Annotated in this window: 25 protein-coding genes; 7 read left to right on the top strand and 18 right to left on the bottom strand. The window is 53.8% G+C overall.

What is annotated here, in order from left to right; all coding sequences use genetic code 11:
• The first annotated feature begins 41 nt into the window (after positions 1–41).
• Positions 42–953: a recombination-associated protein RdgC gene (gene rdgC / locus BV390_RS04780; RefSeq protein WP_032689287.1), complete on the top strand. Its 912-nt coding sequence runs from the start codon at positions 42–44 to the stop codon at positions 951–953.
• Positions 954–1,018: 65 nt separating this feature from the next.
• Here rdgC and ppnP read toward each other — a convergent pair whose 3' ends face one another.
• The 4 genes from ppnP to aroL all read right to left on the bottom strand — a co-directional run bounded on the left by ppnP (position 1,019) and on the right by aroL (position 3,166).
• Positions 1,019–1,303 carry a pyrimidine/purine nucleoside phosphorylase gene (gene ppnP, locus BV390_RS04775; protein ID WP_002890284.1) on the bottom strand — a complete coding sequence of 95 codons (285 nt, stop codon included), beginning with the start codon at positions 1,301–1,303 and terminating at the stop codon, positions 1,019–1,021.
• Between the two features lie 87 nt (positions 1,304–1,390).
• Positions 1,391–2,068, bottom strand: a complete 678-nt coding sequence (locus BV390_RS04770) for an AroM family protein (protein WP_099001304.1) — start codon at positions 2,066–2,068, stop codon at positions 1,391–1,393.
• Positions 2,069–2,319: 251 nt separating this feature from the next.
• Entirely contained in the window at positions 2,320–2,511 is a 192-nt protein-coding gene (locus tag BV390_RS04765) for a YaiA family protein (RefSeq protein WP_004858514.1), read from the bottom strand.
• 97 nt (positions 2,512–2,608) lie between these two features.
• Positions 2,609–3,166, bottom strand: coding sequence for a shikimate kinase AroL (gene aroL, locus BV390_RS04760; RefSeq protein ID WP_032689289.1), 558 nt, complete (start codon positions 3,164–3,166; stop codon positions 2,609–2,611).
• A gap of 334 nt (positions 3,167–3,500) precedes the next feature.
• On the opposite strand from aroL, the gene BV390_RS04755 reads away from it, so the two are divergent.
• Positions 3,501–4,202 (top strand): DUF2076 domain-containing protein, encoded by a 702-nt coding sequence (locus BV390_RS04755; protein WP_085396651.1) that lies wholly within the window; start codon positions 3,501–3,503, stop codon positions 4,200–4,202.
• On the opposite strand, the gene BV390_RS04750 is transcribed toward BV390_RS04755, so the two are convergent.
• A complete protein-coding gene (locus BV390_RS04750) occupies positions 4,199–4,657 on the bottom strand; it encodes a YaiI/YqxD family protein (protein WP_032689291.1) in 459 nt (152 codons plus the stop codon). The two genes, BV390_RS04755 and BV390_RS04750, sit on opposite strands and share 4 nt — an antisense overlap.
• A 116-nt stretch (positions 4,658–4,773) precedes the next feature.
• On the opposite strand from BV390_RS04750, the gene proC reads away from it, so the two are divergent.
• Positions 4,774–5,583 (top strand): pyrroline-5-carboxylate reductase, encoded by an 810-nt coding sequence (gene proC, locus BV390_RS04745; protein WP_032689292.1) that lies wholly within the window; start codon positions 4,774–4,776, stop codon positions 5,581–5,583.
• A 75-nt stretch (positions 5,584–5,658) separates the two neighbouring features.
• Here the strand turns inward: proC and psiF are convergent, their stop codons facing one another.
• From psiF to BV390_RS04710, 7 genes are all read right to left on the bottom strand, one after another.
• Positions 5,659–5,979 (bottom strand): phosphate starvation-inducible protein PsiF, encoded by a 321-nt coding sequence (psiF, locus tag BV390_RS04740; RefSeq protein WP_032689293.1) that lies wholly within the window; start codon positions 5,977–5,979, stop codon positions 5,659–5,661.
• Positions 5,980–6,070: 91 nt separating this feature from the next.
• Positions 6,071–7,501: an alkaline phosphatase gene (phoA, locus tag BV390_RS04735; RefSeq protein WP_049264684.1), complete on the bottom strand. Its 1,431-nt coding sequence runs from the start codon at positions 7,499–7,501 to the stop codon at positions 6,071–6,073.
• Between the two features lie 87 nt (positions 7,502–7,588).
• A complete protein-coding gene (iraP, locus tag BV390_RS04730; protein ID WP_004858488.1) occupies positions 7,589–7,849 on the bottom strand; it encodes an anti-adapter protein IraP in 261 nt (86 codons plus the stop codon).
• A gap of 229 nt (positions 7,850–8,078) precedes the next feature.
• Positions 8,079–9,071, bottom strand: coding sequence for a DNA-binding transcriptional regulator IdnR (idnR, locus tag BV390_RS04725; protein ID WP_032689294.1), 993 nt, complete (start codon positions 9,069–9,071; stop codon positions 8,079–8,081).
• 65 nt (positions 9,072–9,136) lie between these two features.
• The gene (locus BV390_RS04720; RefSeq protein ID WP_032689295.1) at positions 9,137–10,426 is read right to left on the bottom strand and encodes an MFS transporter; all 1,290 of its coding nucleotides are present in this window, start codon (positions 10,424–10,426) and stop codon (positions 9,137–9,139) included.
• Between the two features lie 104 nt (positions 10,427–10,530).
• The gene (gene idnO / locus BV390_RS04715; RefSeq protein WP_047664174.1) at positions 10,531–11,295 is read right to left on the bottom strand and encodes a gluconate 5-dehydrogenase; all 765 of its coding nucleotides are present in this window, start codon (positions 11,293–11,295) and stop codon (positions 10,531–10,533) included.
• 179 nt (positions 11,296–11,474) lie between these two features.
• On the bottom strand, positions 11,475–12,674 hold the full coding sequence (locus tag BV390_RS04710) for a multidrug efflux MFS transporter (protein ID WP_004858477.1): 1,200 nt from the start codon (positions 12,672–12,674) through the stop codon (positions 11,475–11,477).
• Positions 12,675–12,977: 303 nt separating this feature from the next.
• On the opposite strand from BV390_RS04710, the gene ddlA reads away from it, so the two are divergent.
• Positions 12,978–14,075 (top strand): D-alanine--D-alanine ligase, encoded by a 1,098-nt coding sequence (gene ddlA, locus BV390_RS04705; RefSeq protein ID WP_032689298.1) that lies wholly within the window; start codon positions 12,978–12,980, stop codon positions 14,073–14,075.
• A gap of 102 nt (positions 14,076–14,177) precedes the next feature.
• Here the strand turns inward: ddlA and BV390_RS04700 are convergent, their stop codons facing one another.
• On the bottom strand, positions 14,178–14,387 hold the full coding sequence (locus tag BV390_RS04700) for a DUF2754 family protein (RefSeq protein WP_004858472.1): 210 nt from the start codon (positions 14,385–14,387) through the stop codon (positions 14,178–14,180).
• A 252-nt stretch (positions 14,388–14,639) separates the two neighbouring features.
• Here BV390_RS04700 and BV390_RS04695 point away from each other — a divergent pair, with 252 nt between their 5' ends.
• Positions 14,640–14,942, top strand: a complete 303-nt coding sequence (locus BV390_RS04695) for a DUF2755 family protein (protein WP_032696570.1) — start codon at positions 14,640–14,642, stop codon at positions 14,940–14,942.
• Here the strand turns inward: BV390_RS04695 and BV390_RS04690 are convergent.
• The 3 genes from BV390_RS04690 to BV390_RS04680 all read right to left on the bottom strand — a co-directional run bounded on the left by BV390_RS04690 (position 14,939) and on the right by BV390_RS04680 (position 17,959).
• Positions 14,939–16,069: a DUF1615 domain-containing protein gene (locus tag BV390_RS04690; RefSeq protein ID WP_032689299.1), complete on the bottom strand. Its 1,131-nt coding sequence runs from the start codon at positions 16,067–16,069 to the stop codon at positions 14,939–14,941. The genes BV390_RS04695 and BV390_RS04690 overlap by 4 nt on opposite strands.
• 37 nt (positions 16,070–16,106) lie before the next feature.
• Positions 16,107–17,327, bottom strand: coding sequence for a peptide antibiotic transporter SbmA (gene sbmA, locus BV390_RS04685; protein WP_032689300.1), 1,221 nt, complete (start codon positions 17,325–17,327; stop codon positions 16,107–16,109).
• Between the two features lie 119 nt (positions 17,328–17,446).
• Positions 17,447–17,959 carry an isochorismatase family protein gene (locus tag BV390_RS04680; protein WP_463669585.1) on the bottom strand — a complete coding sequence of 171 codons (513 nt, stop codon included), beginning with the start codon at positions 17,957–17,959 and terminating at the stop codon, positions 17,447–17,449.
• Between the two features lie 221 nt (positions 17,960–18,180).
• On the opposite strand from BV390_RS04680, the gene ampH reads away from it, so the two are divergent.
• On the top strand, positions 18,181–19,338 hold the full coding sequence (gene ampH / locus BV390_RS04675; RefSeq protein WP_032689302.1) for a D-alanyl-D-alanine-carboxypeptidase/endopeptidase AmpH: 1,158 nt from the start codon (positions 18,181–18,183) through the stop codon (positions 19,336–19,338).
• A gap of 18 nt (positions 19,339–19,356) precedes the next feature.
• Here the strand turns inward: ampH and iprA are convergent, their stop codons facing one another.
• Positions 19,357–19,980, bottom strand: coding sequence for a hydrogen peroxide resistance inhibitor IprA (gene iprA, locus BV390_RS04670; RefSeq protein ID WP_049264575.1), 624 nt, complete (start codon positions 19,978–19,980; stop codon positions 19,357–19,359).
• Positions 19,981–20,071: 91 nt separating this feature from the next.
• The gene (gene ehaB / locus BV390_RS04665) at positions 20,072–22,999 is read right to left on the bottom strand and encodes an autotransporter adhesin EhaB (protein WP_046853039.1); all 2,928 of its coding nucleotides are present in this window, start codon (positions 22,997–22,999) and stop codon (positions 20,072–20,074) included.
• A gap of 502 nt (positions 23,000–23,501) precedes the next feature.
• On the opposite strand from ehaB, the gene hemB reads away from it, so the two are divergent.
• Positions 23,502–24,476 carry a porphobilinogen synthase gene (gene hemB / locus BV390_RS04660; protein WP_004858446.1) on the top strand — a complete coding sequence of 325 codons (975 nt, stop codon included), beginning with the start codon at positions 23,502–23,504 and terminating at the stop codon, positions 24,474–24,476.
• Positions 24,477–24,506: the final 30 nt, after the last annotated feature.

The raw sequence follows: 24,506 nt of genomic DNA, 5'->3' as shown, positions 1-24,506 counted from the left end.
TCATGCCCGCTGGATTTAACGACAACGCCGTGGAAATTATCATGCTGTGGTTCAAAAATTTAATGGTTTACCGTCTCAGCCGCGAGATTTCATTGCGTGCCGAGGAGATGGAAAAACAGCTGGCCGGGCTGACATTTACCCCTTGTGGTAGCCAGGATATGGCGAAGACCGGCTGGGTATCGCCGATGGGTTCGCACAGCGATGCGCTGACGCATACCGCAAATGGCCAGATCGTGATCTGCGCACGCAAAGAAGAGAAGATCCTGCCATCACCGGTGATCAAACAGGCGCTGGAGGCGAAGATCCTCAAGCTAGAAGCCGATCAGGGCCGTAAGCTGAAAAAAACCGAGAAAGATTCGCTGAAAGACGAAGTGCTGCACTCGCTGCTGCCGCGCGCCTTCAGCCGTTTCAGCCAGACAATGATGTGGATCGACACCGTCAACGGGCTGATCATGGTCGACTGCGCCAGCGCCAAGAAAGCGGAAGATACGCTGGCGCTGCTGCGTAAAACCTTAGGTTCTCTGCCGGTCGTTCCGCTGGCGCTGGAAAACCCGATCGAGCTGACGTTGACCGAATGGGTCCGCTCCGGGACCGTTGCTCAAGGTTTCCAGCTGCTGGATGAAGCCGAACTGAAAGCCATGCTTGAAGACGGCGGCGTCATTCGGGCGAAGAAACAGGATCTGGTCAGCGATGAAATCGCCGTGCATATTGAAGCCGGGAAAGTCGTGACCAAACTGGCGCTCGACTGGCAGCAGCGTATTCAGTTCCTGATGTGCGATGATGGTTCAATCAAGCGTCTGAAGTTCTGCGACGAACTGCGTGACCAGAATGAAGATATTGACCGCGAAGATTTCGCTCAGCGTTTTGACGCCGACTTTATTCTGATGACCGGCGAACTGGCGGCATTGATTCAGAATCTGGTGGAAGCTCTGGGCGGAGAAGCACAGCGCTAATCAGCGCCGGGTGCGCCCGACAAAGCGGGCAACATGCCTTCCTGCCGCAGCAGGAAGGCGATGAATCACAGATAGCGGCACAGATAAGAGGTTGGCTCAGCCACCTGCAGATGAAACTCGCTGTTGCCTGGGACATTGAACACTTCACCGGCGGCATACACTTTCCACTCGGTTTCCCCCGGCAGCAGCACATTCAGCGCACCGCTCACCACCGTCATCTCTTCCGGCTGCGCGGTACCAAAGGTATATTCCCCTTCTGCCATCACCCCGACGCTCGCGCGACCGGTGCTGCTGCTGGTGAAGCCAATCGATTTCACTTTTCCGTCGAAGTATTCATTGCTTTGAAGCATAAACAAGCCCTTATGATCTTTTGTTGAAGCCTCAATATAGGGGGCGCTCCTTGCCCCTGTCACGCAAAATTAATCTATCGGACCATGTTAAACTAATAGTTCTGCAGCCAACCGGGAAACCAGCACATTTGACAGCAGAACCGGCACATCCAGCGCTTTTTGCAATACGTCGCGATGATGCTGGTGGTAACCCAGGCAGTCCAGCACCAGCACATCGGCGCCCTGCTCCAGCAGCGCCCGTCCGGCGCTCAATAAATCACTATCGCTGCCGCTTATCGGGTTGGCTAACGCATAGTAAGGCGCGTTATCTAACGAAAGCCACTTTTGCCGCTGCATGGGCAGCACCTCCTCAACGGGAACGATAACCCCGACCTGATGACCGTCAACAATCGACGCCACCAGCGGCGGAATAATCCGCTGCGGCTCCAGTAAAATGGCATTGCGCGCCGTGAGGCCGCTGAGCATTTCGGAACTCAAAAACAGAATGACATCATATTCTTGCCTGTCGAGCATCGCGATAATATGCTTTAAATCACGCTCGACCTTCTGGCGCGAAACCTCGGCTGGCTGGTTGTCATTCAATAACGTCAGCAGGCATTCATCGCCGGAATCAACAGCATAATCTTCCATAACGTCTTCACGCGTCATTTTGCCTAACAGGCTAATATGAGTGATCTGCTCTTCCCTGATATGTTCGGTTAAAAGCGGCAAAACTTCAGCCACCGGTACCACGCCAACGGTTAAAATTGCCATCGTTGTACTCATATCACGTACCTTTTCACTACCACTGCTTCAGCACAGGCTTACTGCACACCACTTCGCCCCCCTGTTGACTAAAAATCAACCGTCCAGAAGCGTAGCAGCTTACCGCCGCCGTTGAATGTAAAGATTGATGTGACCTCAGGCGCGTGCCTGAAAAATCCGTACCTTAGGGAATCATCAGCAGGGCTGATGAATTAAAAATGTGATGGAGGCCCGGTATTACTCTGCGTAAAGAGAATTCCGGGCGGGCGAGATTATGATTTATCCGGGTCTTCGTAGCGCTGTTTCGCGTCCAGCGCTTCCTGCTCGGTGGGGTGTTCACTGATCAGTGAATCGGGCGTCGGGAAATCGGCACGCAGCTGATACCAGGTCTCCCCCTGACCTGCGGGACCTTTCGCAACGGCAACGATACGCGCTTCTCTCGGATATGGAGGTTGGGTTGGCATAGCTCTTCCTTCTTCGGCGATCAGAGCTATTAAGTATAGGGGCCCCTGCGTCGTTTACCGTCAGTAAAGTCTTAACTCGCCGCGCGGCCGGCCCCCCCTACTCCCTTGCGGTCTCGGCGCATTGAGCCTCTTGCGGCGCAGAGACATTCTGCAACGTCGCCAGAATTTGTCCGACGACGTCATCCGGCGTCGCGGTGGCATCGATAATATGATGCGCGGTTGCGCGATACAGCGCTTCCCGCTGCGCCAGCACTTCGCCGACTTCATCGCGTACCGGTTTGCCGGTCAGCGTCGGCCGCTGCTCGGTTTTCGGATACGCTTCAAGGCGGGCGATCAGCGCCGAAACCGGCACCTGCAGGTAAATCACCACGCCGTTTTCGCGCATGAACTGGCGGTTAACTTCAGCCAGAATAATGCCGCCGCCGGTCGCTACCACCGTTTCCGGCCGCGTGGCCGCTTTCAGCGCCTCTGACTCCAGCTCACGAAAACGCGCCCAGCCCTCCTGCTCAACAATAGTCGCGACCGTACGCTGCTCGCGCTCCTGCAGCGCATGATCGGTATCGGTGAACTGGTAATGACGCGCCCGCGCCAGCGCATGGCCGATTGTCGTTTTACCGCAGCCGCGCGGCCCGATGAGAAAGATTGGCAATGTCATTACCGAAGACCCCCTGGTTCCGCATATCGCGGGAAAATGAATACGAAGAGTAAGCAATGGCACCGGCAAAATCGCCGGCAATAATCGTAAAACAAACGTTACATCGCTCTAACAAAACCTGTTCACCACAGATGGCAAAAGGATTTATCGCGTAAACCTATCATTGCATTAAGTGTTATTCCAGATTTACTTATTCAAAAAGGTTATTTTTCAGCCGCTGGCTGGCGTAAACGGTAACACATTTATGCATAGCTTTACGCATCAACATATTTACAACATGGCGCGTTCAGTCGCACTCTGACGCTAAACGACCAGTATGACAGAGGAAAGTACCATGCAATCTGAAGAACAACGCCTTATTGATGGACTGTTTTCCCGCCTGAAAGAGGCCGGGACGCAGAGCGCTTCGCGCGATGCCAGCGCCGAGGAGCGGATTGCGCAACACATGAAAGAGCAGCCCGCCGCGCCCTATTACATGGCGCAAACGATACTGATCCAGGAAGCCGCCATCAAGCAGCTCAACGATCGTATCCAGGCGCTGGAAAGCCAGGTGACGCAACTACAGGCGGCAAAACCGAGCAGCGGCGGGTTCCTCTCCGGCTTGTTTGGCGGCGGTCAGAGCCGCGGCTCCGACCCCATTCCCGAGGCCGAACAATATGGCCGCCCTCAGGCCAGCGCGCAACCGCAGTATGCGCCGCAAATGCCGCAGCAAAACTATGCGCCGCAGGCGGCGCGCAACGGCGGCGGCTTTATGGCCGGCGCGCTACAAACGGCGGCAGGTGTGGCAGGCGGCGTGGTGCTGGGCAACATGCTGACCAATATGTTCAGCGGCTCGCATCCGCAGGAAATCGTCAATATTATTGAAGAAAAACCGCAGCCTGACCTTAACCAGACGCAGGAACTGTCCGCCGCGGACGATCCGTTCCGTCAGGACGATAATCAGTTCCTCGCGGATAACAACACCTGGAACTCTGACTTCGACGCGGGTATGGGTAACGACGACGATTTCGGCGGCGATGACGACAGCTGGGTTTAACCCTGCGGGCGTTTTGTCTCTGACAGCCACTTCTCCAGCGCGGCGGCGAATTGTTGCCGATCGCGCTGCGACAAACTATCCGGGCCGCCGGTTTGTACGCCGCTGGCCCGCATCGTTTCCATAAAATCCCGCATCGTCAGACGTTCGCGAATGGTCGCATCGCTGTAGCGCTCGCCGCGCGGATTTAAGGCTGCAGCGCCCTTGGCCAGAACTTCCGCCGCCAGCGGAATATCGGCGGTAATCACCAGGTCGCCCGGTTCACAGAGGCGGACGATTTCGTTATCGGCCACATCAAACCCCTGCGGCACGCGCAGCGTGCGGATCACCCGCGATGGCGGCACCCGCAGCGGCTGGTTGGCAACCAGCGTCAGCGAGGTCTGCGTACGCTCGGCGGCGCGGAATAAAATCTCTTTAATGACGTTCGGACACGCGTCCGCATCAACCCAAATAGCCATTCCGGCTCCTGTCGACGAAAAAGGGAGCCATCATTGTCACCTGCTTTTGTCCCCCGGGGAAGCGCTGGAGTGATAAGCTAGAGAACTCACGACAAAATAAGCAAAGGGGAACGGTGATGGAGAAGAAAATTGGCTTTATCGGCTGCGGGAATATGGGTAAGGCCATTCTGGGCGGTCTGATCGCCAGCGGACAGGTGCAGCCTGGGCAAATTTGGGTCTATACCCCGTCGCCGGACAAAGTGGCGGCCCTGCACGACCAGTACGGCATCAATGCCGCGCAGAGCGCACAGGAAGTCGCTCAGGTCGCCGATATCATTTTCGGCGCGGTCAAGCCGGGGATCATGATTAAAGTGCTCAGCGAAGTCGCCTCCAGTCTGAATAAAGACTCGCTGGTTATCTCAATTGCCGCTGGCGTCACCCTCGATCAGCTGGCACGGGCGCTGGGCCACGATCGCAAGATCGTCCGCGCGATGCCGAACACCCCGTCGCTGGTTAACGCCGGGATGACCTCAGTGACGCCTAACGCGCTGGTGACCAGCGAAGAGGTCGCCGAAACGCTGACGATTTTCCGCTGCTTCGGCCAGGCTGAAATTATCGCTGAGCCGATGATCCACCCGGTGGTGGGCGTGAGCGGTTCCGCGCCGGCCTACGTCTTCATGTTTATTGAAGCGATGGCGGACGCTGCCGTTCTCGGCGGTATGCCACGCGCTCAGGCCTACAAATTTGCCGCTCAGGCGGTGATGGGGTCGGCAAAGATGGTGCTGGAAAGCGGGGAACATCCGGGGACGCTGAAAGATATGGTCTGCTCGCCAGGCGGCACCACCATCGAAGCCGTGCGGGTACTGGAAGAGAAAGGGTTCCGCTCTGCGGTCATCGAGGCCATGGTCAAATGCATGGAAAAATCAGAGAAGCTCAGCCGCTCCTGATCCCCGCCTCATGTTGATATCGGGTGAGGAGTCTCCTCACCCGTTTTTACGCCGTCTGCTTCGACAGAGGCACGCTTATCCCTGTTTCTTCAGGCAGGCGCTCATAAACTTATTACGATCGTCCCCTTTCAGAGACTGCTGAGTCGCCTGAGCGTTGCACTCGCGCATTTTTTGCTGCTGAGGCGTCAGCCCCTTACTTTCCGGCGCCGGCGCATCTTTCTTGAGGCACTGACTCATAAACGCTTTACGCTCGTCCCCTTTCAGCGTTTTCGACGAGGCCTCTTTGTTGCAGGTCGTCATTTTTTGCTGCTGGGGCGTGGGCGTTTTTTCCGCGGCATTCACCGCCGTCACAAAGATAAGACCAAAAAGCAGGGTTACCAACAATGTTATTTTCATCACACCATCCTTTTGTCAGTCAATCTCTGTAAGTCTGGTCGCTGATGGGAAAAAAACCAGCCGATGACCACAATTCGCCATCGGCAGCGGCTTATTTCAGACCCAGCGCGGCTTTCATGGTGTAGAACAGATCGGTCTGATCGGTTAACCCCACCACGTTTGCGGCATGCGGACCGTAGGCGGCAATGCGCAGCTGCGTGCCGGTATGTTCCATCGACTCCTCTTCCGAGTTGCCGTAGCTCATGACCATCACCGAGCCGTCTTTGGTCGTCAGCGCCTGAGTCAGGCCCGGAGCTTTGGAATCGGCCGGAATAATCTGGCTGGAGTGCGCGTGGTCAGCGGTAACAACGACCAGCGTGTTACCCTCTTTTTTGGCAAACTCCAGCGCTTTTTGTACCGCTTCATCAAGGTCGACGGTTTCGCCAATCTGACCGCACGGGTTCGCCGCATGATCCTGTTTATCGATAGAGGCGCCCTCAACCTGCAGGAAGAATCCTTTCTCGTTGCTGCTCAGAAGACCGATCGCTTTCTCGGTCATCTGCGCCAGCGTCGGAACGGAAGCGTCACGTTTGCTGTTCGGAGTGCAGGTTATCGCCGGCTTATCAATATTCCCGTGGTAAGAGGCTTTCGGCCCTTCCCAGCGCACCGGCATGTTGCCGTCGGCGAAAAGGCCCAGCAGCGGTTTGCCCTGGTTAGCTTCGCTGACCGCGGCCAGCGAGCTGGCATCGGTGACAATCTGGTAGCCGCGGGAAATGGCCTGTTCATGCAGCGTTTTGCCCTGCCATTCGCCGGCCGTCGCGGTTTCGGCGAATGTTTTTGCCCCGCCGCCTAAGGTCACGTCCGCGCGGGCATTCAGCAGCTGCTCGGTAATTGAGCCTTTACCGCCCTTTTCCAGCGCGTTGCCGGGACATTTTTCGCTGGTGACGCTCGGGCCGTAGCATTTACGCGAAGTCACGTGTGCAACCAGCGCCGCTGGCGTGGCATCCTGCAGTTCTGCCGTGGAGACGTTGCCAGTGGCAAACCCTGCGGCTTTCGCCAGCTCGAGGATAGTCTGATGATCTTTTTCATGAATATCGACCCCCAGCGCGCCGTTGTAGCTTTTTACGCCGGTTGTCCAGGCGGTAGCGGACGCGGCGGAATCGGTGACGTAATCCGGTTTGCCGGTTTTCTTATCCAGAGAATAATGCGTGTACTGACCGGTCAGCGGCAGCGCATCAATGCCCTTAAAGAAACCGCCGGCGCCTTCGGCATAATTGCGCGCCGCCGTAATTTCAGAATCGCCCATCCCGTCGCCAATCAGCAAAATAATATTTTTTGCGGGTTTGTTGATTAACGAGGCCTGCAGCGCGGCAGTTTGATCGCCGCTTAAACGGCGCGCGCCGCCGGGCGTCGTGATATCGCCCTGAGCGGCACGATTTTCCAGAACCGGGGCAGCCGTGGTTTCTGCATGAATAACCGGGGAGCCCAGCAGAGGTAACAGGGCAATAACGAGGGCATTTAATTTCACTTTTGTCGTCTCCATGTAAAAATACTTAAAAAACAAAACGAGGGAGACTTTATAAAAGCGAGATGACAGTAAAATGACAGCATCCATGTCCTGTCAAAAGAACTAACTACGCGGATGCCGCAACAGCTTTTTTATATATTGCTGCAACAGCTGAGCATCGCGATCGTCCACCAGCGGACCGGGGCTTGCCTGCTCAATAGCGTGCTCAATATCGTTAATTAATGCCTGCTGCGCATCCTGTGCCATATGGCGAAGCAGCGCCGTCACGACAACTTCCAGCGCCTCAACCTGCACCGTCAGTTCCTTTGCTTCTTCCTCCTTTTGCGCCAGGTTTACCAGTAGTTCAGCAATGAGATTCTTCACAGCACTGTATCCTTATGCGGGTTCCATTATTTGCTAGTTATGTCATACATTCGCCTTCGGATACCAGTATTATTTTTTAAAAATGATTGTTTGTCTCGCAATATAATAAGCGAAACGTTTTGCTCATTCGACGATCGCCACCAGGAATAAACTCAAGGCGAGAACAATACTTTTCATAACTAAATTCAATAGATAATAATAAAAAAGAATATTGCTATTCCGGTAATAATTATAACGTATCGCCATAATATATCTGATAGGCCAAATTCACGCTATCTGGCGCGTCTTTCCCCGCCAGACGGGCAATCAGGATTTCGCTCGCCGTTTTACCGATGTCATAACGAGGAGTAATGACGCTGGCGATTTTTTGCAGCCGCGCGCGACCAATTTCCAGCCCGTGGAAGCCAGCAATCGCTATCTCCTGCGGCACCGCAATCCCCTGCGCCTGACACTCCAGCAGCACGCCGACCGCCAGATCGTCATTGGTACAAAAAATCGCGTCAATATCCGGGTGCGATTGCTGCATTTGCAGGAACATCTGACGGCCCAGCGCTACCGAGGAGATGGTACGCGGCGTGATGTGATACGCCTTCAGGCCACAGGCCGCCACCGCCTGTTCAGTCCCACGGAAACGACTCAGATCGCGGGGATCGTCCATCGAACCAAAAAAGGCGATTTTTCGTTTGCCGCTTTCGAGAAACGCATGAGCCATATCCCAGCCGGCTTTCTCGTTATCAAACCCCACCTGGATATCGAGCGGCTGCCCGCCGATGTCCATCAGCTCCGCTACCGGGATACCGCTGGCGCGGACATACTGGATCATGCGGTCAGTGTGCTGCTTACCGGTGAGAATCAGCCCATCGATATTGTAGGAGAGCAAATTGAGCACTTCGCGCTCTTCACGCTGCGGATCGTAGCCGTAATTGGCGATCAGGGTCTGATACTGGTGGGCGGAAGTGACGGATTCAATGCCGGCGAGCACATCGGCGAATATCTGGTTGCGAAAGGAGGGAATCAGCACGCCGATGGTTTTACTGCGAGCATTGAGCAGGATTTCCGGCGCCCGGTTAGGAATATAGTTGTTCTCTTCCATGACCTTAGCGATCAATTCACGGCTACGCTGCGATACCTGGCCCGGGTCTCGTAAATAACGGCTGACCGTCATTTTATTAAGTCCGGCCAGGTTCGCGATATCCTGTAATGTCATCCGGTTGTTTTTCATCGGGTTCTCTGCGACAAACGACTCATATGCTCGCAGAGAACCTTACCACAGCAGCTTCGATTCTGTTAACCCGCAAGCTTTTTTGTCGTCATCAGCGCAGAAGTTCGATCGTCGTTGGCCCGCACGTTGTACATCAGCACCACCGATGCCAGCAGCGCGATGGCCATAAAGGTGTACGACGCGCCAGGCCCGCCCATGATGCCATTGAGGTAGCCCACCAGCCAGGCGCCAAGGAAAGCACCGAGCGCGCCGAAGCTATTAATTAACCCCATCGACACCCCCGATACGTTGCGCGGCAGCAGCTCCGGGATCAGCGCGAAGAAGGGGCCATATGGCGCATACATGCAGGCGGCGGCGAGAACCAGCAGCCCGTAGGAGAACCAGAAAGACTGATTGCCGATCATCCAGGAACCGAAGAACGCCACGGCGGCAATCAGCAACAGCGGCCAGATGAACAGTTTACGATTCTGGAATTTATCCGACAGCCAGGAGACCGTCAGCATCAGACAAATCGCCGCCAGATAGGGAACCGCCGCCAGCCAGCCGACGGCGACGATATCCATCTGCGCGGCATTTTTCAGAATCGACGGCATCCACATCATGAAACCATAAACCCCGATACTCCACAGCGCATGGACAGCGCACAGCATGATCACGTTGCGTGAACGCAGCGCCTCGCCATAGTTGCGCACCGGTTTGATATGGCTCTGTTCGCTATCCATCGCCTGTTGCAGAACCTGTTTCTCCTGCGCATTCAGCCAGGAGACCTCCGACGGTTTATCTCGCACCAGAATCCACCAGCAGATAGCCCATAGCACCGCCGGAATGCCTTCGATAATAAACATTTCCCGCCAGCCCCAGGACTGAATCAGGTAGCCGGAGACAATCGACATCCACAATACCGTCACCGGGTTGCCAAGAATCAGGAAGGTATTGGCGCGTGAACGCTCGGTTTTGGTAAACCAGTTGCTGATATAAATCAGCATCGCCGGCATCACCGCCGCCTCGACGATCCCGAGCGTAAAGCGAATAACCATTAACATCGGAATATTGCTGACAAACCCGGTGGCCGCCGCGCAAAAGCCCCATAATACCAGGCTGAAGAAAATCATTTTTCGCACGCTGCGTTTTACGGCGTACATGGCACCGGGAACCTGGAAAAAGAAATAGCCCAGGAAGAAGAGAGCACCAATAAGCGATGCCGTTCCTTTGGTAATTCCTAAATCACTTTCAATACCGGCAGCGGCGGCGAAACCATAATTCGCACGATCGAGATACGCCAGACTATAGGTAATAAAAATTACCGGCATTAAATACCACCAGCGACGCGCTGGTAATTTCGCGAGCATTTGCATATGCCATCCTCAGATAAAGTGCATAATCAAACGGGGTTCATTATTTTATATATTCATCAGCTTTCTGGCGGCCGGAGTGCGGCCGCTAAAAGGCGACGCACGACTCACACGGCGGCAAGCATCCCGCCATCAACAAACAACAGATGTCCATTCACAAAATTAGCCGCCGGGGAGGCCAGATAGACCGCGGCGCCAATTAATTCTTCCGGTTTTCCCCAGCGCGCGGCGGGGGTTCTTTGATAGAGCCAGGCAGAAAAATCCCGATCGTTAACTAATGCCGCGGTCATTTCTGTGGCAAAATAACCCGGCGCAATACCATTAACCTGAATATTATATTCGGCCAGCTCGACACACATTCCACGCGTCAGCATTTTGACCGCCCCTTTTGATGCGGCATACGGTGTAATAGTCTTACGACCTAATTCACTCTGCATTGAACAAATATTAATTATTTTCCCGGAACGGCGCCTCATCATATATTTAGCAACCTGCTGAGAAACAAGGAAAACCCCTTTCTGGTTAACCTCAATAACCTGGTCCCACTCATCCTCAGGAAATTCGGTGAAGGGATAACGACGCTGGATCCCGGCGTTGTTAATCAAAATATCAATCGCCCCGATCTGCGCCTCAATCCGCGCAACGGCCTGCTCAACCTCGGCGCTGCGGGTGACATCAAAAGCCACGCCCGTCGCACGATAGCCCTGCGCACACAGCGCCTGTGCCGCGGCATCCGCTTTCTGCTGCGTGCGGTCGTTGATAATAATCTCGGCCCCATACTCCGCCAGGCCTTCCGCCAGCAGATAGCCAATACCTCTGGCGGAGCCGGTGATCAGCGCACGCTTGCCGGATAAATCAAATAAATTTTTCATAAAAACTCTTTTTCATGTGATGTTATGCGTAACTGTATACGCGTAACAGTTGTATTTTAAAGAGGGAAAAGAAGAGAAATGATCAATTTGTGATCAGTGCGACATTTGCCGGCGATGGGCGGAAGGGAGAGATCTGAACGCGGCATTTACGCGCAGGCGTAAATGCCGGGAGACAGGCACTAGGCGGCGGTACGGCGACTGCGTTGCAGCATCACGGCCAGCTGCCAAAGGTTAATCAGCACGATAACGGCGGTGGCAATAAAGACCCAGCGAAAACCGGCCATTGCCGATACCGAAGCGCCGATCAGCGGCCCGACCACATTTCCCAGGTACATAAACGACTGGTTATAACCGAAAATACGTCCGGTCACCTTATCGCTGCTGTATTTGAGCAGCAGAGTCTGTACCGCCGGCAGCATTGCGCCATCGGCAAAGCCCAGCAGGAAACGCAAGACGCCCAGCTGCAGCGGGGTGGTGACGAACGACATGGCGAAAAACATTACCACCGCGCAGCACAAGGTGGCCAGCAAGATGCGCGAGGTTCCGATGCGATCGCCAAGTTTGCCTAAACGCGGCGCGGAGATCAGCGCGGAAACCCCGGGCACGGCGGCAATCATCCCGGCGAGAAAGGCGATATTGTTGCTGTCCGGCGCCATTGACTTGATAAACAACGCCAGTATCGGACCAATAGAGCCATTGCACAGTTGAATGACCAGGGTTGTGAAAAACAGGCTAATCACCAGTCCCGGATAAGGTAGCGACGCCAGCACTTCCCTGCCGCTTAAGCGATCGGCCTTGCTGGTCTGCGGCCTGACACCCTCTTTAATCAGAAATAGCGTGACGAGAAAACTGACCGTCAGCAGAATCGCGGTGATAAAAAAGACCGCCCGCAGCCCAACATGGTCGGCCAGAAAGCCGCCCAGCAGCGGCCCGCCGATAACTCCGCTGATTTGCGCCGTCGATAATGTACTGAGCGCCCAGCCGCTGCGTTCCCGTGGCACCTGAGAGGCCACCAGCGCCATCGCGTTCGGAATATAGCCTGAGGTCAACCCCATCACCGCACGCAGGATAAACAGCTGCCAGACGTTGGTGGCGAAGGCCTGAAGCAGAATGGCAATCGCCATACCCAGGGAGGCGCGCAGCAGCATCAGCTTGCGCCCTTTCCGATCGGCCAGACTGCCCCACATGGGGGAGACAATAGCCGACACAAGGAAGGTAACGCTGAACGTCAGCCCCGACCACATCGATAAAGCCTCGTGAGACGTCACGCCGAGCTGGGAAACATAAAGCGGCAAAAAAGGCAGAATTTGACTGATCGCCAGGCCGGTGAAAAAGCAACCAAACCAGACGGAGATGAGATTGACCTTCCAGGATTCCATAACTACACGTATTCATTAATTTTTTGTGAATTATTACCTAGCTTAGCAATTTCCACTCATCGACGTATTACCAGAGATGCGCTGAGCCCGAGTTTAGTGTTTTATCGCTCGATTAAATTTTTTATCGAAGATTATCAGGACCAACCGCCGCCCCTTCAGCGCGTTCTGCTGACCTGCAGGGTGCACTGGATGGCAATCGAACAGCTTTTAGCCTGCCGCTTTCCGGGAGCAACATTCTGGCAGCCATGCGCGCATTGCACATGCTATGTTATGTGCTTTGTTGTCATCAGGATGGAAGTTGAAATGGCTAAGATGAGGGTTGGGATCGTTTTTGGCGGTAAGTCGGCAGAACATGAAGTGTCGCTGCAATCGGCGAAAAATATCGTTGAAGCAATTGATAAAACACGCTTTGATGTCGTTCTGCTCGGCATTGATAAACAGGGACTCTGGCATATCAACGATGCCGGAAACTATCTGTTAAACCCGCAGGATCCTGCCCGTATTGCCCTGCGTCCTTCCGACGTCACGCTGGCGCAAATTCCCGGCCGTGACGCGCAGCAGCTGATCGACGCCGACAGCGGCCAACCGCTGGCCGCCATCGATGTGATTTTCCCGATTGTCCACGGTACCCTCGGGGAAGACGGCTCGCTGCAGGGGATGCTGCGCATGGCTAACCTGCCCTTCGTCGGCTCCGACGTCCTCGGGTCCGCCGCCTGCATGGACAAAGACGTCACCAAGCGCCTGCTGCGTGATGCCGGACTGGCGATTGCCCCGTTCATCACCCTGACCCGCGCCAATCGCCAGCAGTTCAGCTTTACGCAGGTGAAAGACAAACTCGGCCTGCCGCTGTTTGTCAAACCGGCCAACCAGGGGTCTTCGGTAGGCGTCAGCAAAGTCAACACCGAAGAGCAGTACCAGCAGGCGGTCGCGCTGGCCTTTGAATTCGATCATAAAGTGGTGGTGGAACAAGGGATTAAAGGACGGGAAATTGAGTGTGCGGTGCTGGGGAACGATCATCCTCAGGCCAGTACCTGCGGCGAAATCGTCCTGAACAGCGAATTCTACGCCTACGATACCAAGTACATCGACGATCAGGGGGCGAAAGTGGTGGTTCCTGCGGCCATTGCCAGCGATATCAACGATAAAATCCGCGATGTTGCCATTCAGGCCTACCAGACGCTGGGCTGCAGCGGCATGGCGCGCGTTGATGTTTTCCTGACGGAAGACAACGAGGTTATCATTAACGAAATCAATACGCTGCCAGGCTTTACCAACATCAGTATGTATCCGAAGCTGTGGCAGGCCAGCGGCCTGGACTACACCAGCCTGATCAGCCGCCTGATTGAACTGGCGCTGGAGCGCCATGCGGCAGACCGCGCGCTGAAGACATCCATGAACTGATGCTCTTTCCCCGGGTGACGGCGCGTGGCGCCTTACCCGGGCTATCTGAGGCGCAGCGCCTCAAGCCCGGCCCATCTTCCCGCCACGGAGAACGCGTGCGGCCTAGGCTTCCTCCACCCCGGTCTGACGACGGCGGATAATCTTTCCGGCAATCCAGAAGCTAATCACCCAGGTCACCAGCCCGACAGCATAGGATTGCCAGCCTTGCGTTTCAAAGCCCAGCAGCCCCACCACGCCGTTCAGAATAAAAATTAATCCCAGCGCAAACGCGTAGTAATGCCAGTCACGGCGGATTTTTTCAGTGAGTTTCATAGCCCCTCCGACAACAAAAAAAGCATCTTCGCACAGCCGGAATCCGCGGTCTGTAGCCCCGGGGAGAATTATCACACATTGGGATATCGCTCTAAGTTCTGCACAATGATCCGCCCCCGCGCCGGACAGAAAACAGGAATATTCCTGGTCGTAAATTACCAGCAATCTGATACTGAGAAACCCTTCCCGCTGCCAGAATAATCGCTATGCCGCGATGCAAAACCAGCAGGTCAGTCAAGTTCGGAGGGTAAGATGGCTGAGTTCGCCTTTTCAAAATCACTTATTGCCGCTAAAAAAAGAAGCGCCATCACCCGCAGCAATATTGCCTATGCCCTGTTTGTGCTGTTCTGTTTCTGGGCCGGCGCGCAGATGTTAAGTATGCTGGTACATGCCCCCGGCGTTTTCGAGCACCTGATGCAAATCCAGGACAACAGCTCGCCGCGAATTAAGATTGGGCTGGCGGTGGGGACCCTGTTTGGTCTGATCCCCTTCCTGTTCGGCGGCCTGTTGATCGGAACGCTGGGGCTTATCCTGCGCTGGAGCGATAATCGCTAGCGGCGCGCCATACAGCTGGCCCGCCGCTCATCAACGCGTTTCGCAAACCAGGCTGTGGTCAGATTGCGCGTAATTTTAGGGCTCTCAAGCTGAATCCCCGGCAGTATCTCTCGCGGCAGCGCTTTGCCTGCTTTCTTATCCGCCAGACGGAAAACCTGCTGGTACAGTTCGGTTTTTTCAAACGCCAGGCTGTCGCCTTTTTTCAACTGTCGGTGGATGTCATCATCGCTCATCGCCAGCTTCCCGGCTAAACGGCGTACCGCCAGCTCCGTCGTCCCTGCATCATCGCTATCATAACGAATTAAATCACCGTCCAGCGCCAGCTTCACGCCGCTCGCTTTACTGACGGCATTCTGAAACGCAGCATTGCGGCTGGCGTACCAGCCCGCGTTAAAGTCAGCAAAACGGTACAGCGGCACGCTGTAGTTTGCCGGATAGTTGAGCAGGTGCCAGGTACCAAACCACAGGCCGCCGCGCAGGCTGAACACCTCCTGGCGCACGGTGCCGTTGATTTTCCACGGATAGCCATCGGTATGCTGTTCGGCAAAAGCAATGCTCACCTGCATCGGGCCACCGGTATGCACCGGGTTGAGTGAACCGAATAACTTCTGCCCCATAGGCACCATGCCGATAAAATCGTCAAACACGGCGCTAAGCTGCTTTTCCGTTTTCACGTTGTCCAGCCGCTCGCTGTAGCTTTTGCCGTTGGGTGACGGAATTTTCAGCGCCGTATGCACAAGGAAAACCGGGATATGCATCTTCTCGGCCCGGCGGTCTATCTCTTGCCAGGCGATTTTGCTCAGCCCCGGCACCACCGGATCGGATTGATAGTTGGACTCCTGCTGCGCGACCGCCAGCACCGAACAGACGTTCTCTTCCGTCGGCGCCAGCTTCTGACTTTCGAAGGTTTTGGCAATCGCCTGCGCCCATTCGTCCCTGTCCTTCACGCTGGCGGGCATTTTTTGCCTGACCACGGCGGCAACGTCAACGGGCTTTTCGCCCTCTTTGAGTACCGGCGCCGTGTTGCTGGTACAGGCGCTCAGAACCCCCCCAGCCAGCAGCGTCAGGGCGCAGGAAACTCGACGTGGTACCGCGGCTGCCCTGCACTTTCCTTGTCTCTGTATCATCCTTCAGTCTGCCTCTGCTATGGGTAGGGATCGGTAATCAGTTTAGCGTCTGGGTAACGGGCTGCAGCTCTTTACCATCAAGTTCGCGTTCAAAACTACGCAGACGTTTGTAGATGGACATCAGTTCCACCAGCGTCGTCCACGAGCTAATCAGATACTGGAACGAGCCGCGTACCTGGCCGAACACGTTGGTAATCTGCGTCATCAGGCCCAGCGTAATCGTACCGGCAACGATCGACGGAAACAGCAGGAACAAACCGAAAACGTTATCCACCTGCAGATAAAGAATGCGGGCGATGTTGAAATACATGTAGTGGAAATAGAGGCGGAAATAGTTGCGACGAACGGCGCTAAACAGCTCGCGCACCGTCGGCGGCGTGGCGCGGGATTCATCATCTTCGCCATACACCAGCTCTTTACGATATGCCGCTTCCACGCGCTGGTTTTTAAATTCCAGCCCCGGCAGTTTGATCCCCACGACCGCCAGCAAACCGGTCCCCATCAGGGACCACACCACCGCTGCAATCACCAGGCCATACGGCAGATGGCCCACAATCGGCAGATCCGGCACGTGTTCAGACAACGTAACCAGCACCGGCAGGAAGGCAATCAGCGTCATGACGGCGTTGATAAAACTCACGCCCATATCCTCAAGGGTGGAGGCAAAGCGCATGGTATCTTCCTGCACACGCTGAGCGGCACCTTCGATGTGGCGCAGGTGATGCCAGTGGGCCATATAGTGTTCGTTCATCGCCGTACGCCAGCGGAAAACGTAGTGGCTGACGAAGAAGTTGTTCATCACGCCAATAATCACCGCGATCACCGCAATGCCAAGGAACACGCCAATTTCCTGATAGAACTGGTTAATACTGACTTTGTGCGGCGTGGCCAGCGCGGTCTGGATCAGATCGTAGAACGGCGCATACCAGGCGTTGATCGCCACCCCAACTTCCACCAGAAACCAGGTGACGAAGATGATCAAAGAGGTGCCGAGAATTGACCAGTATTGCCAGCGGTGCGGGCTGTAGGTAAACCAAAACAGCGCAAAAACGCCCACGCAGAAAACGTAGTAGGCATAAAACACCAGATAGTTCAGCGACCAGAATCGCGCAGCGCTGATGGCAACATTTTGTGATGCCCCGGTTAAACGCAGCAGCCAGTCGCCACCGCCCGCCTGCCAAAAGATCACTGCAAGCAGCGACCAGACAAAGGCAGAAAGAAAAAACGGCCCCGGTTTGGGGAAAAAAGATTTAAACATCATCTACTCCTGCTAACTTCTTTATCGTTCTGGCTATGCTGTGTACCACGAAGACGCCCGCCGCATCACTGTAGCAGCCTGGGGAGGGCGGTCGGATGATGAGACCAAATATCAGCAGCTTAGTTCGTCTGCCATTCGGCCAGAATTGTTTCTACGGATTTCACGCGGACAGGATTTCCGGGTACGGTTAGCGTACGCCAGACATCGTTGTAGTGGTCAATCAGCGTTGCGGCCTGCGCAGCCGGACGGTTCGCCGTGGTGTGCGCATCCTCAGCCACGGTGATGGCATAGCCGCGGCTGGCACCATTTTTGATGGTGGTATCGACACAGTAATCGGTCGCGCAGCCGCAAATCACGAACTGGTGGATTTGCTGCTCGCTCAGTACCTGCTCAAGACATGTTTTATAGAACGCATCGCAGGCGGTTTTCGTGACATAGAGGGCGTCTGCGGGGGGTTCCAGCTCCGCCAGCAGCGCAAAGCCTTCGCTCCCCTCTTCCAGACCGCCATCCTCGGCATGCTGAATAAAAATCACGCGATCCGCGGCGCGAATCAGACGGTTAATATGCGCGACGCAGCGTTCGCGCTCAATACGCGGCGTCGCAAAGACGCCATTTTGCATATCTACTACCATCACCACTCGTTGAGCCGCCATATTTCTCTCTCGTCACCCGATACATCAAACGCTCATCATACGCGCCCACCGGGGAAAGCGGATATCCGAAAGCATAAAAAAGCCCTTTTTACGCACGGTTACGTTTTTCTGCTAAATATTGTCGTTATTCCACTTCGTTCAGCCGCGCTTCGTAGTATAAATATGCCCTATATCTCCTCTTATCATTATGGATACCCCAGTTGAAACGTAGTCTGCTTATTTTTGCTGCGCTGTGTGCGGCGTCATGGACATCGGTCCAGGCAGCTCAACCGATCGTTGACCCGGAATTTGCCGCCAATGTAGTCGATCGTTACGCCAACCATATCTATTACGGTAGCGGTGCCACCGGCATGGCGCTGGTTGTTATTGATGGCAACCAGCGCGTGTTTCGCAGCTTTGGCGAAACGCGTCCGGGCAACAATGAGCATCCGCAGCTGGATTCGGTTATCCGCATTGCTTCGCTGAGTAAACTGATGACCAGCGAGATGCTGGTAAAAATGCTCGATCAGGGCGTCGTGAAGCTCAACGACCCGCTCAGTAAATACGCGCCGCCGGGTGCCCGGGTGCCGACGTATCAGGGCACGCCGATTACGTTGGTCAACCTGGCGACCCACACCAGCGCGCTGCCGCGCGAACAGCCCGGTGGTGCGCCGCATCGTCCGGTCTTCGTCTGGCCAACGCGCCAGGATCGCTGGTCGTGGTTGTCGACAGCATCGCTGAAAGCAGCCCCGGGGTCGCAGGCCGCCTACTCCAACCTCGCGTTTGATCTGCTGGCAGACGCCCTCTCTACGGCTGCCGGGAAACCCTATCCGCAGCTATTTGAAGAGCAAATCACCCGGCCGCTGGGTATGAAAGACACCACCTTTACCCCCTCACCGGATCAGTGCCGCCGTCTGATGGTCGCCGAGAAAGGCGCCAGCCCGTGCAACAATACGCTGGCAGCGATCGGCAGCGGCGGCGTCTACTCGACGCCGGGCGATATGATGCGCTGGATGCAGCAGTTCCTTTCCTCCGATTTCTACACCCGCGGGCAGCAGGCTGACCGTATGCAGACGTTGATTTATCAACGTAGCCAGCTAACACGGGTTATCGGTATGGATGTGCCGGGCAAAGCTGACGCCCTGGGTCTTGGCTGGGTCTATATGAAGCCGAAAAATGGCCAACCGGGGATTATTCAAAAGACCGGCGGCGGCGGCGGATTCATTACCTATATGGCCATGAACCCGCAGGCCAATATCGGCGCTTTTGTGGTGGTCACCCGTTCATCGCTGACCCGCTTTAGTAATATGAGCAACGGTATTAACGATCTGGTCAGCGAGCTCAGCGGCGGACAGCCGGCGTCAATCCCTGAGTCCTGATTTATTCTCGCGACCGAATTAATAATCTGAAGGCAAATGGTTGATGCTAACCAGTTTGCCTTTATCCATCTCGATATATCCGCCCTTGCGCAGGGCGGCAAGTACTTCGGCAACGACAGAGCGTGAGATACGCGTTTTTTGATGAATATAATTCATCACTCCAATACGAAAACGCAATTTTTCATCCCAGTCAATCATCGACAGTAACGTCGCCCGAATTTGTTCATAGGAATTATGACCAATCAATTGTAAATCGCGTTGTTCCATAATACGACTATGCCATACCAACCAACAGAATGCGTCGCGCCACAAATTATTCTGTTCAACTATTTTAAGCGCTTGTGAAGAAGGAAGGTGGTAACCCTTACATTTCCCTTCCGTCATTAATTGATATCGGATCTCATTTTTCATCACGCCATCAGCCAACCCGATAATAAAAGGAGCCTGGGCGATGCCAATGAGTATATTTTCGTTTCTACGCAGAGAAATCACGCCCTCCAGAATGACAACCGTTTCGGCGCAATGTATATCATTAACAAATATAATCTGTTTTTCACGACAAAACTCGAAGTGAGTGCCATATCTGGACAAGTATTGATCTAGCTGACCAAATGCATCAAGCGGTTTACTCAGCGATAACATTGATACGTTCCTGACAATAATGCCCGTCAAATCCTTGACGGGCATAGTCTTCGATTAAATATCTACAATGTTTTTCTCACTGTAAATAATCTTACCAGGTATATTTAACGCCCACGTTAGCGGCCCAGTCTTGATCCACATCACCACCGCCGAGATAGCTAACATCCGAGTAGGCGCTGAAATTGCGGGTAAAACTGAACTGCGTACCCAGCCCAACACGAACCGCAGAACCTTCGGTACCGTTATTGATCGAATCACCGTTTACGTCAGCGTGATTGCTGGCATCGTCATACACATAGGCCAGTTTGAAGTAAGGCGTCAGCGCCTGATCATTACCGTAGGTAAAGGTATAACCCGCATCAACGCCCAGCTCATAGCGCATACTGTCGTAAGACTGACCACCCACTTTCATGCCATTGCTCAGGCGATAGTCGTCACCAGACTGGAATAAACCAGATATGCTGCCATACGGCGTCACATAGCCAGCATGACCCAACTTCGCGTCATAGCCCAGCTTCAGACCAAAGCCCCAGGCATCTGAAGAGGTGCTGCCGTCAACGTACTGGCCGTTACTCATGTTGGCCGACAGTTCGTTGTTGAAGTGAGAGTAGTTAACAGAACCGTCAAGAAAAAAGTTGTTTGCAAAATGAGCAGAAGTGTAGAGGTAAGCCGTCTGGCTGTCCTGATCCACCTGACCGCTACGATCGCTCAGATCGCCTTTCACAAAGCCCGCCGCAGCACCGACGATCCACTTAGCATCGTTACCGTCAATTTTGCTATCAAGACCCACCATGACGCCGTTAACATTCTGATCGTAGCTGATAGTGCCGTTATCACCGTTGAAGCTACCGCCAAAGTAGCTTCCCCAGGCCCCCCCGTTATCGGTCAGACCATGACGCGACTGGGTCAGGCGAGTCGCCACGGTATCCTGCTGCAGATTCCAGATATTGCTGTTGGCAGACGGGATGCTCAGCGCCATGTTCGCATAGTCGGTCAGCCGGCTCTGCTCCATAACAACGGTGTTGCCTTCCTGCTTAGCCTGGTAGGTGTAAGCACCGAGATCGGCTTTGTTAGCCGCAGAAAAGGTGGCAGTGCTGTTTTTGTCGTTAACATAAACCAGCTCTTTACCTTTGTAATCAGCAATAGAACCCTTACCATCCGCATTATCAATACGAACCTTGTAATTGCCGGTTGCGGCCGCAACGTTGTCGCCTGCGTTATCCACTTCGGACTGGTCGAAAGACGTGTCGGCGTCACCATTACCATTCACGGTCAGATGACCATCAGAGTTCATCGCGATTGTGCCGTAGCCGTAATTAGACCTGGTGGTGTCATTAGTACGATCGTTCGTGAGATCGGCATTCAGCACGAAGTTATTGCTATGTACATTCAGCACACCAGAATGCACATTCCCGTGTGTATCCGTCGCACTGGTCAGATTCAGCGTATCGGCCTGCAGCGCGTACGCCGTGCTATTGCCCATATCCAACATACCATTGTTAGTGATATTGATTGTGTTGGCATACAGTGCGGAATCATCCACGCCCCAGCCAGCGGAGACATCATCGGCAATCGTTACGTTACTATTATCAATGGTCAGTGCGTTGGTCGCTACATGGCCATCTTCATTGATTTTCAGCGCAGAACCGCCGGTCAGAGAGATCGTGTCAGAAACCAGGGTGGAATCCGCTACGCTCACGACAGAACCACCGTTGATGCTCAAGGTATCAATCAGAGAAGTTTTGGTAGTATCCCAGCGCGAGCCGCCGTTCAACGTCACATTAAACAGACCACTCTGGTAGACTTCGTTGCCAATGACATGGCCGTTTTCATCATAGGCCGTGTCGCTGTTATTGATACCATAAGTCGACCATGGCCAGAGGCTATTCGCGGTAATATCAAGCAGCGTTGCAGTTGCTTCAGTACCCACAGCAAAGCTGTCATAAACGCCATCGCCATCGGAATCTACTTGATGCATGGACATCGCTGCCCCTACCCACTTACTGCCGTTATTTAACGTGACATCCATACGGTCAGTACCATCCCAACCGTTAGTATCTACCGCAGAATCGGTATCACGATAGCTGTCCGCACCATTCGGGAAGAAATTCTCGTCAAAATTACTGGAAAACAGGATATCGCCCATGAGGGTAGAATTTGTGAGGTTAACGGTCGTCTGCATCGCGTTATCCGCATGCGGATTTGCGACGGCAGAGATCGCAATATCATCGGCATTAAAACCGGTACCGCTATAAGTGCTGGCATTATTGTTGTTACCGAACCAACCAGAGGTGCCTTCATCTGACCATGAACCTGACGTCACGGTAGAGTCCATCACATTGATTGCGTTATGAAATACTTCGCTACTGTCGACGCCCGTGCTGACAGTATTATCGTCAGTATCTCTCCACTCATAACCCTGAGTCAGGTCAATACCCGCGACATGGGAGTTATTTTTGATAACCAGATCCACCTCTTGATCCAGCGTAATAGCCGTCCCAAGGTCATAAACGTCAACAATATGGGTATCTACGGTGCCATCAGCATGCGTACCGTTATAGGTATAATGTTCATAGTTATCATCAATGGTTGAGTTATCAACGGTCAGCGCCAGACGGTCATAAACATAACCGGTAGCATCGCGATCTACACAAACGGTAGTCATGCACTCAGAGGTGATCATCCCATGAATTGTGCTGTCTTTAATGGTCAGACTATTGCTATTGGTGTTGGTTGCAAGCCCATCATCCAGATAGTAAGTAGAGATCACGCCATTGACGACAGCTTTATTAATTACCGGATAAATATCACCATTATAAATACTATCAGTCGCGTAATTATTCCAGCCGACATAACCATTATAGTAAACGCCGTCAGAATAGGCTGCGTCATTATAATGTTTAAATGTTGTGTAGGTGGTTCCAGAAATATCAGTAGAAGCACTTGCCTGAGAGGTGACTGCCAAAGTGCAGGCTAATGCTAATTGTGAAACTACAAATTTCTTTTTCCAAGGGTGCATTTGTCATCCCTCCTCGGGGACGTAATATCGTTGATCCATCAATTATTAATGCATAGAAGAATATTATTATGCTTCGCGACAACGATTATGCGGTATCACCAGAGAAAGGTTCAATTATTCTTCACCTAAAGTCCGAAACCGGACAATAATCTCATGATACAAGCCGGTAGTTTAAAAAAGAAAAACAAATAATTTCAGTTAATTAAAAAGAAGCAGGCATACCATACAACAAATTAATATTTAAACCCCAAAACAAAAACCCAATGAATAAATCGGAATAAGATTCAATATTTTTCAAAAGTCAATAAATTCATCAATAGTTAACACATGCAAAAAAAATAAAAATATCACCTGCTAGTATGTTTAATTCATCACACCTATTAGATTCACACTCTCATTATCGCCGTCCCTTGCACGGGCCACTTTTGAGCCACTTTCGTAAAACACCCGTACGCAAACTCAGGTATACTGCGCTCTTTCATTTCACAAAATCAGGCAAACCATGACAGATTTAATCACTCGCCCCCGCCGTTTGCGTCAATCCGCTGCGCTGCGCGCCATGTTTGAAGAGACAACACTGAGTTTGAACGACCTGGTGTTGCCGATCTTTGTTGAAGAAGAAATCGACGATTACAAAGCCATCGAGGCCATGCCTGGCGTGATGCGCATTCCGGAAAAATACCTGGCGCGGGAAATCGAGCGTATCGCCAACGCCGGTATCCGCTCGGTGATGACCTTCGGTATTTCGCACCACACCGACGCGACCGGCAGCGATGCCTGGAATGAGAACGGCCTGGTGGCGCGTATGTCACGCATCAGTAAGGATGCCGTACCGGAGATGATTGTCATGTCCGATACCTGCTTCTGTGAATACACCTCACACGGCCACTGCGGCGTATTATGCGATCACGGCGTCGACAACGACGCTACCCTGGTGAACCTTGGCAAACAGGCGGTGGTTGCCGCTGCGGCAGGCGCCGATTTTATTGCCCCCTCTGCGGCAATGGATGGTCAGGTGCAGGCGATTCGCCAGGCGCTGGACGCCGCCGGTTTTACCCGGACGGCCATCATGTCCTACTCCACCAAGTTTGCCTCTTCATTCTATGGCCCGTTCCGCGAAGCGGCCGGTACCGCGCTGAAAGGCGATCGTAAAACCTATCAGATGAGCCCGATGAACCGCCGTGAAGCCATTCGCGAATCCTTGCTGGACGAAGCCCAGGGCGCAGATTGCCTGATGGTCAAACCGGCCGGTGCCTATCTTGATATTCTGCGCGATATCCGCGAGCGCAGCGATCTGCCCCTCGGCGCCTACCAGGTGAGCGGCGAATACGCGATGATCAAATTTGCCGCTCAGGCCGGCGCTATCGACGAAGAAAAAGTGGTGCTGGAAAGCCTGGGTGCCATTAAGCGCGCCGGTGCCGATCTGATCTTCAGCTACTTCGCCCTCGATCTGGCTGAAAAGAAAATCCTGCGTTAATTCCCAGTCATTCCCCCGGTGGCGCTACGC

This window comes from Klebsiella sp. YJ (genome assembly GCF_002108615.1).
Taxonomy (GTDB): Bacteria; Pseudomonadota; Gammaproteobacteria; order Enterobacterales; family Enterobacteriaceae; genus Klebsiella; species Klebsiella planticola.
Note: the sequence above shows the minus strand (reverse complement) of the source record. Positions and strands in the feature narration are given on the sequence as shown.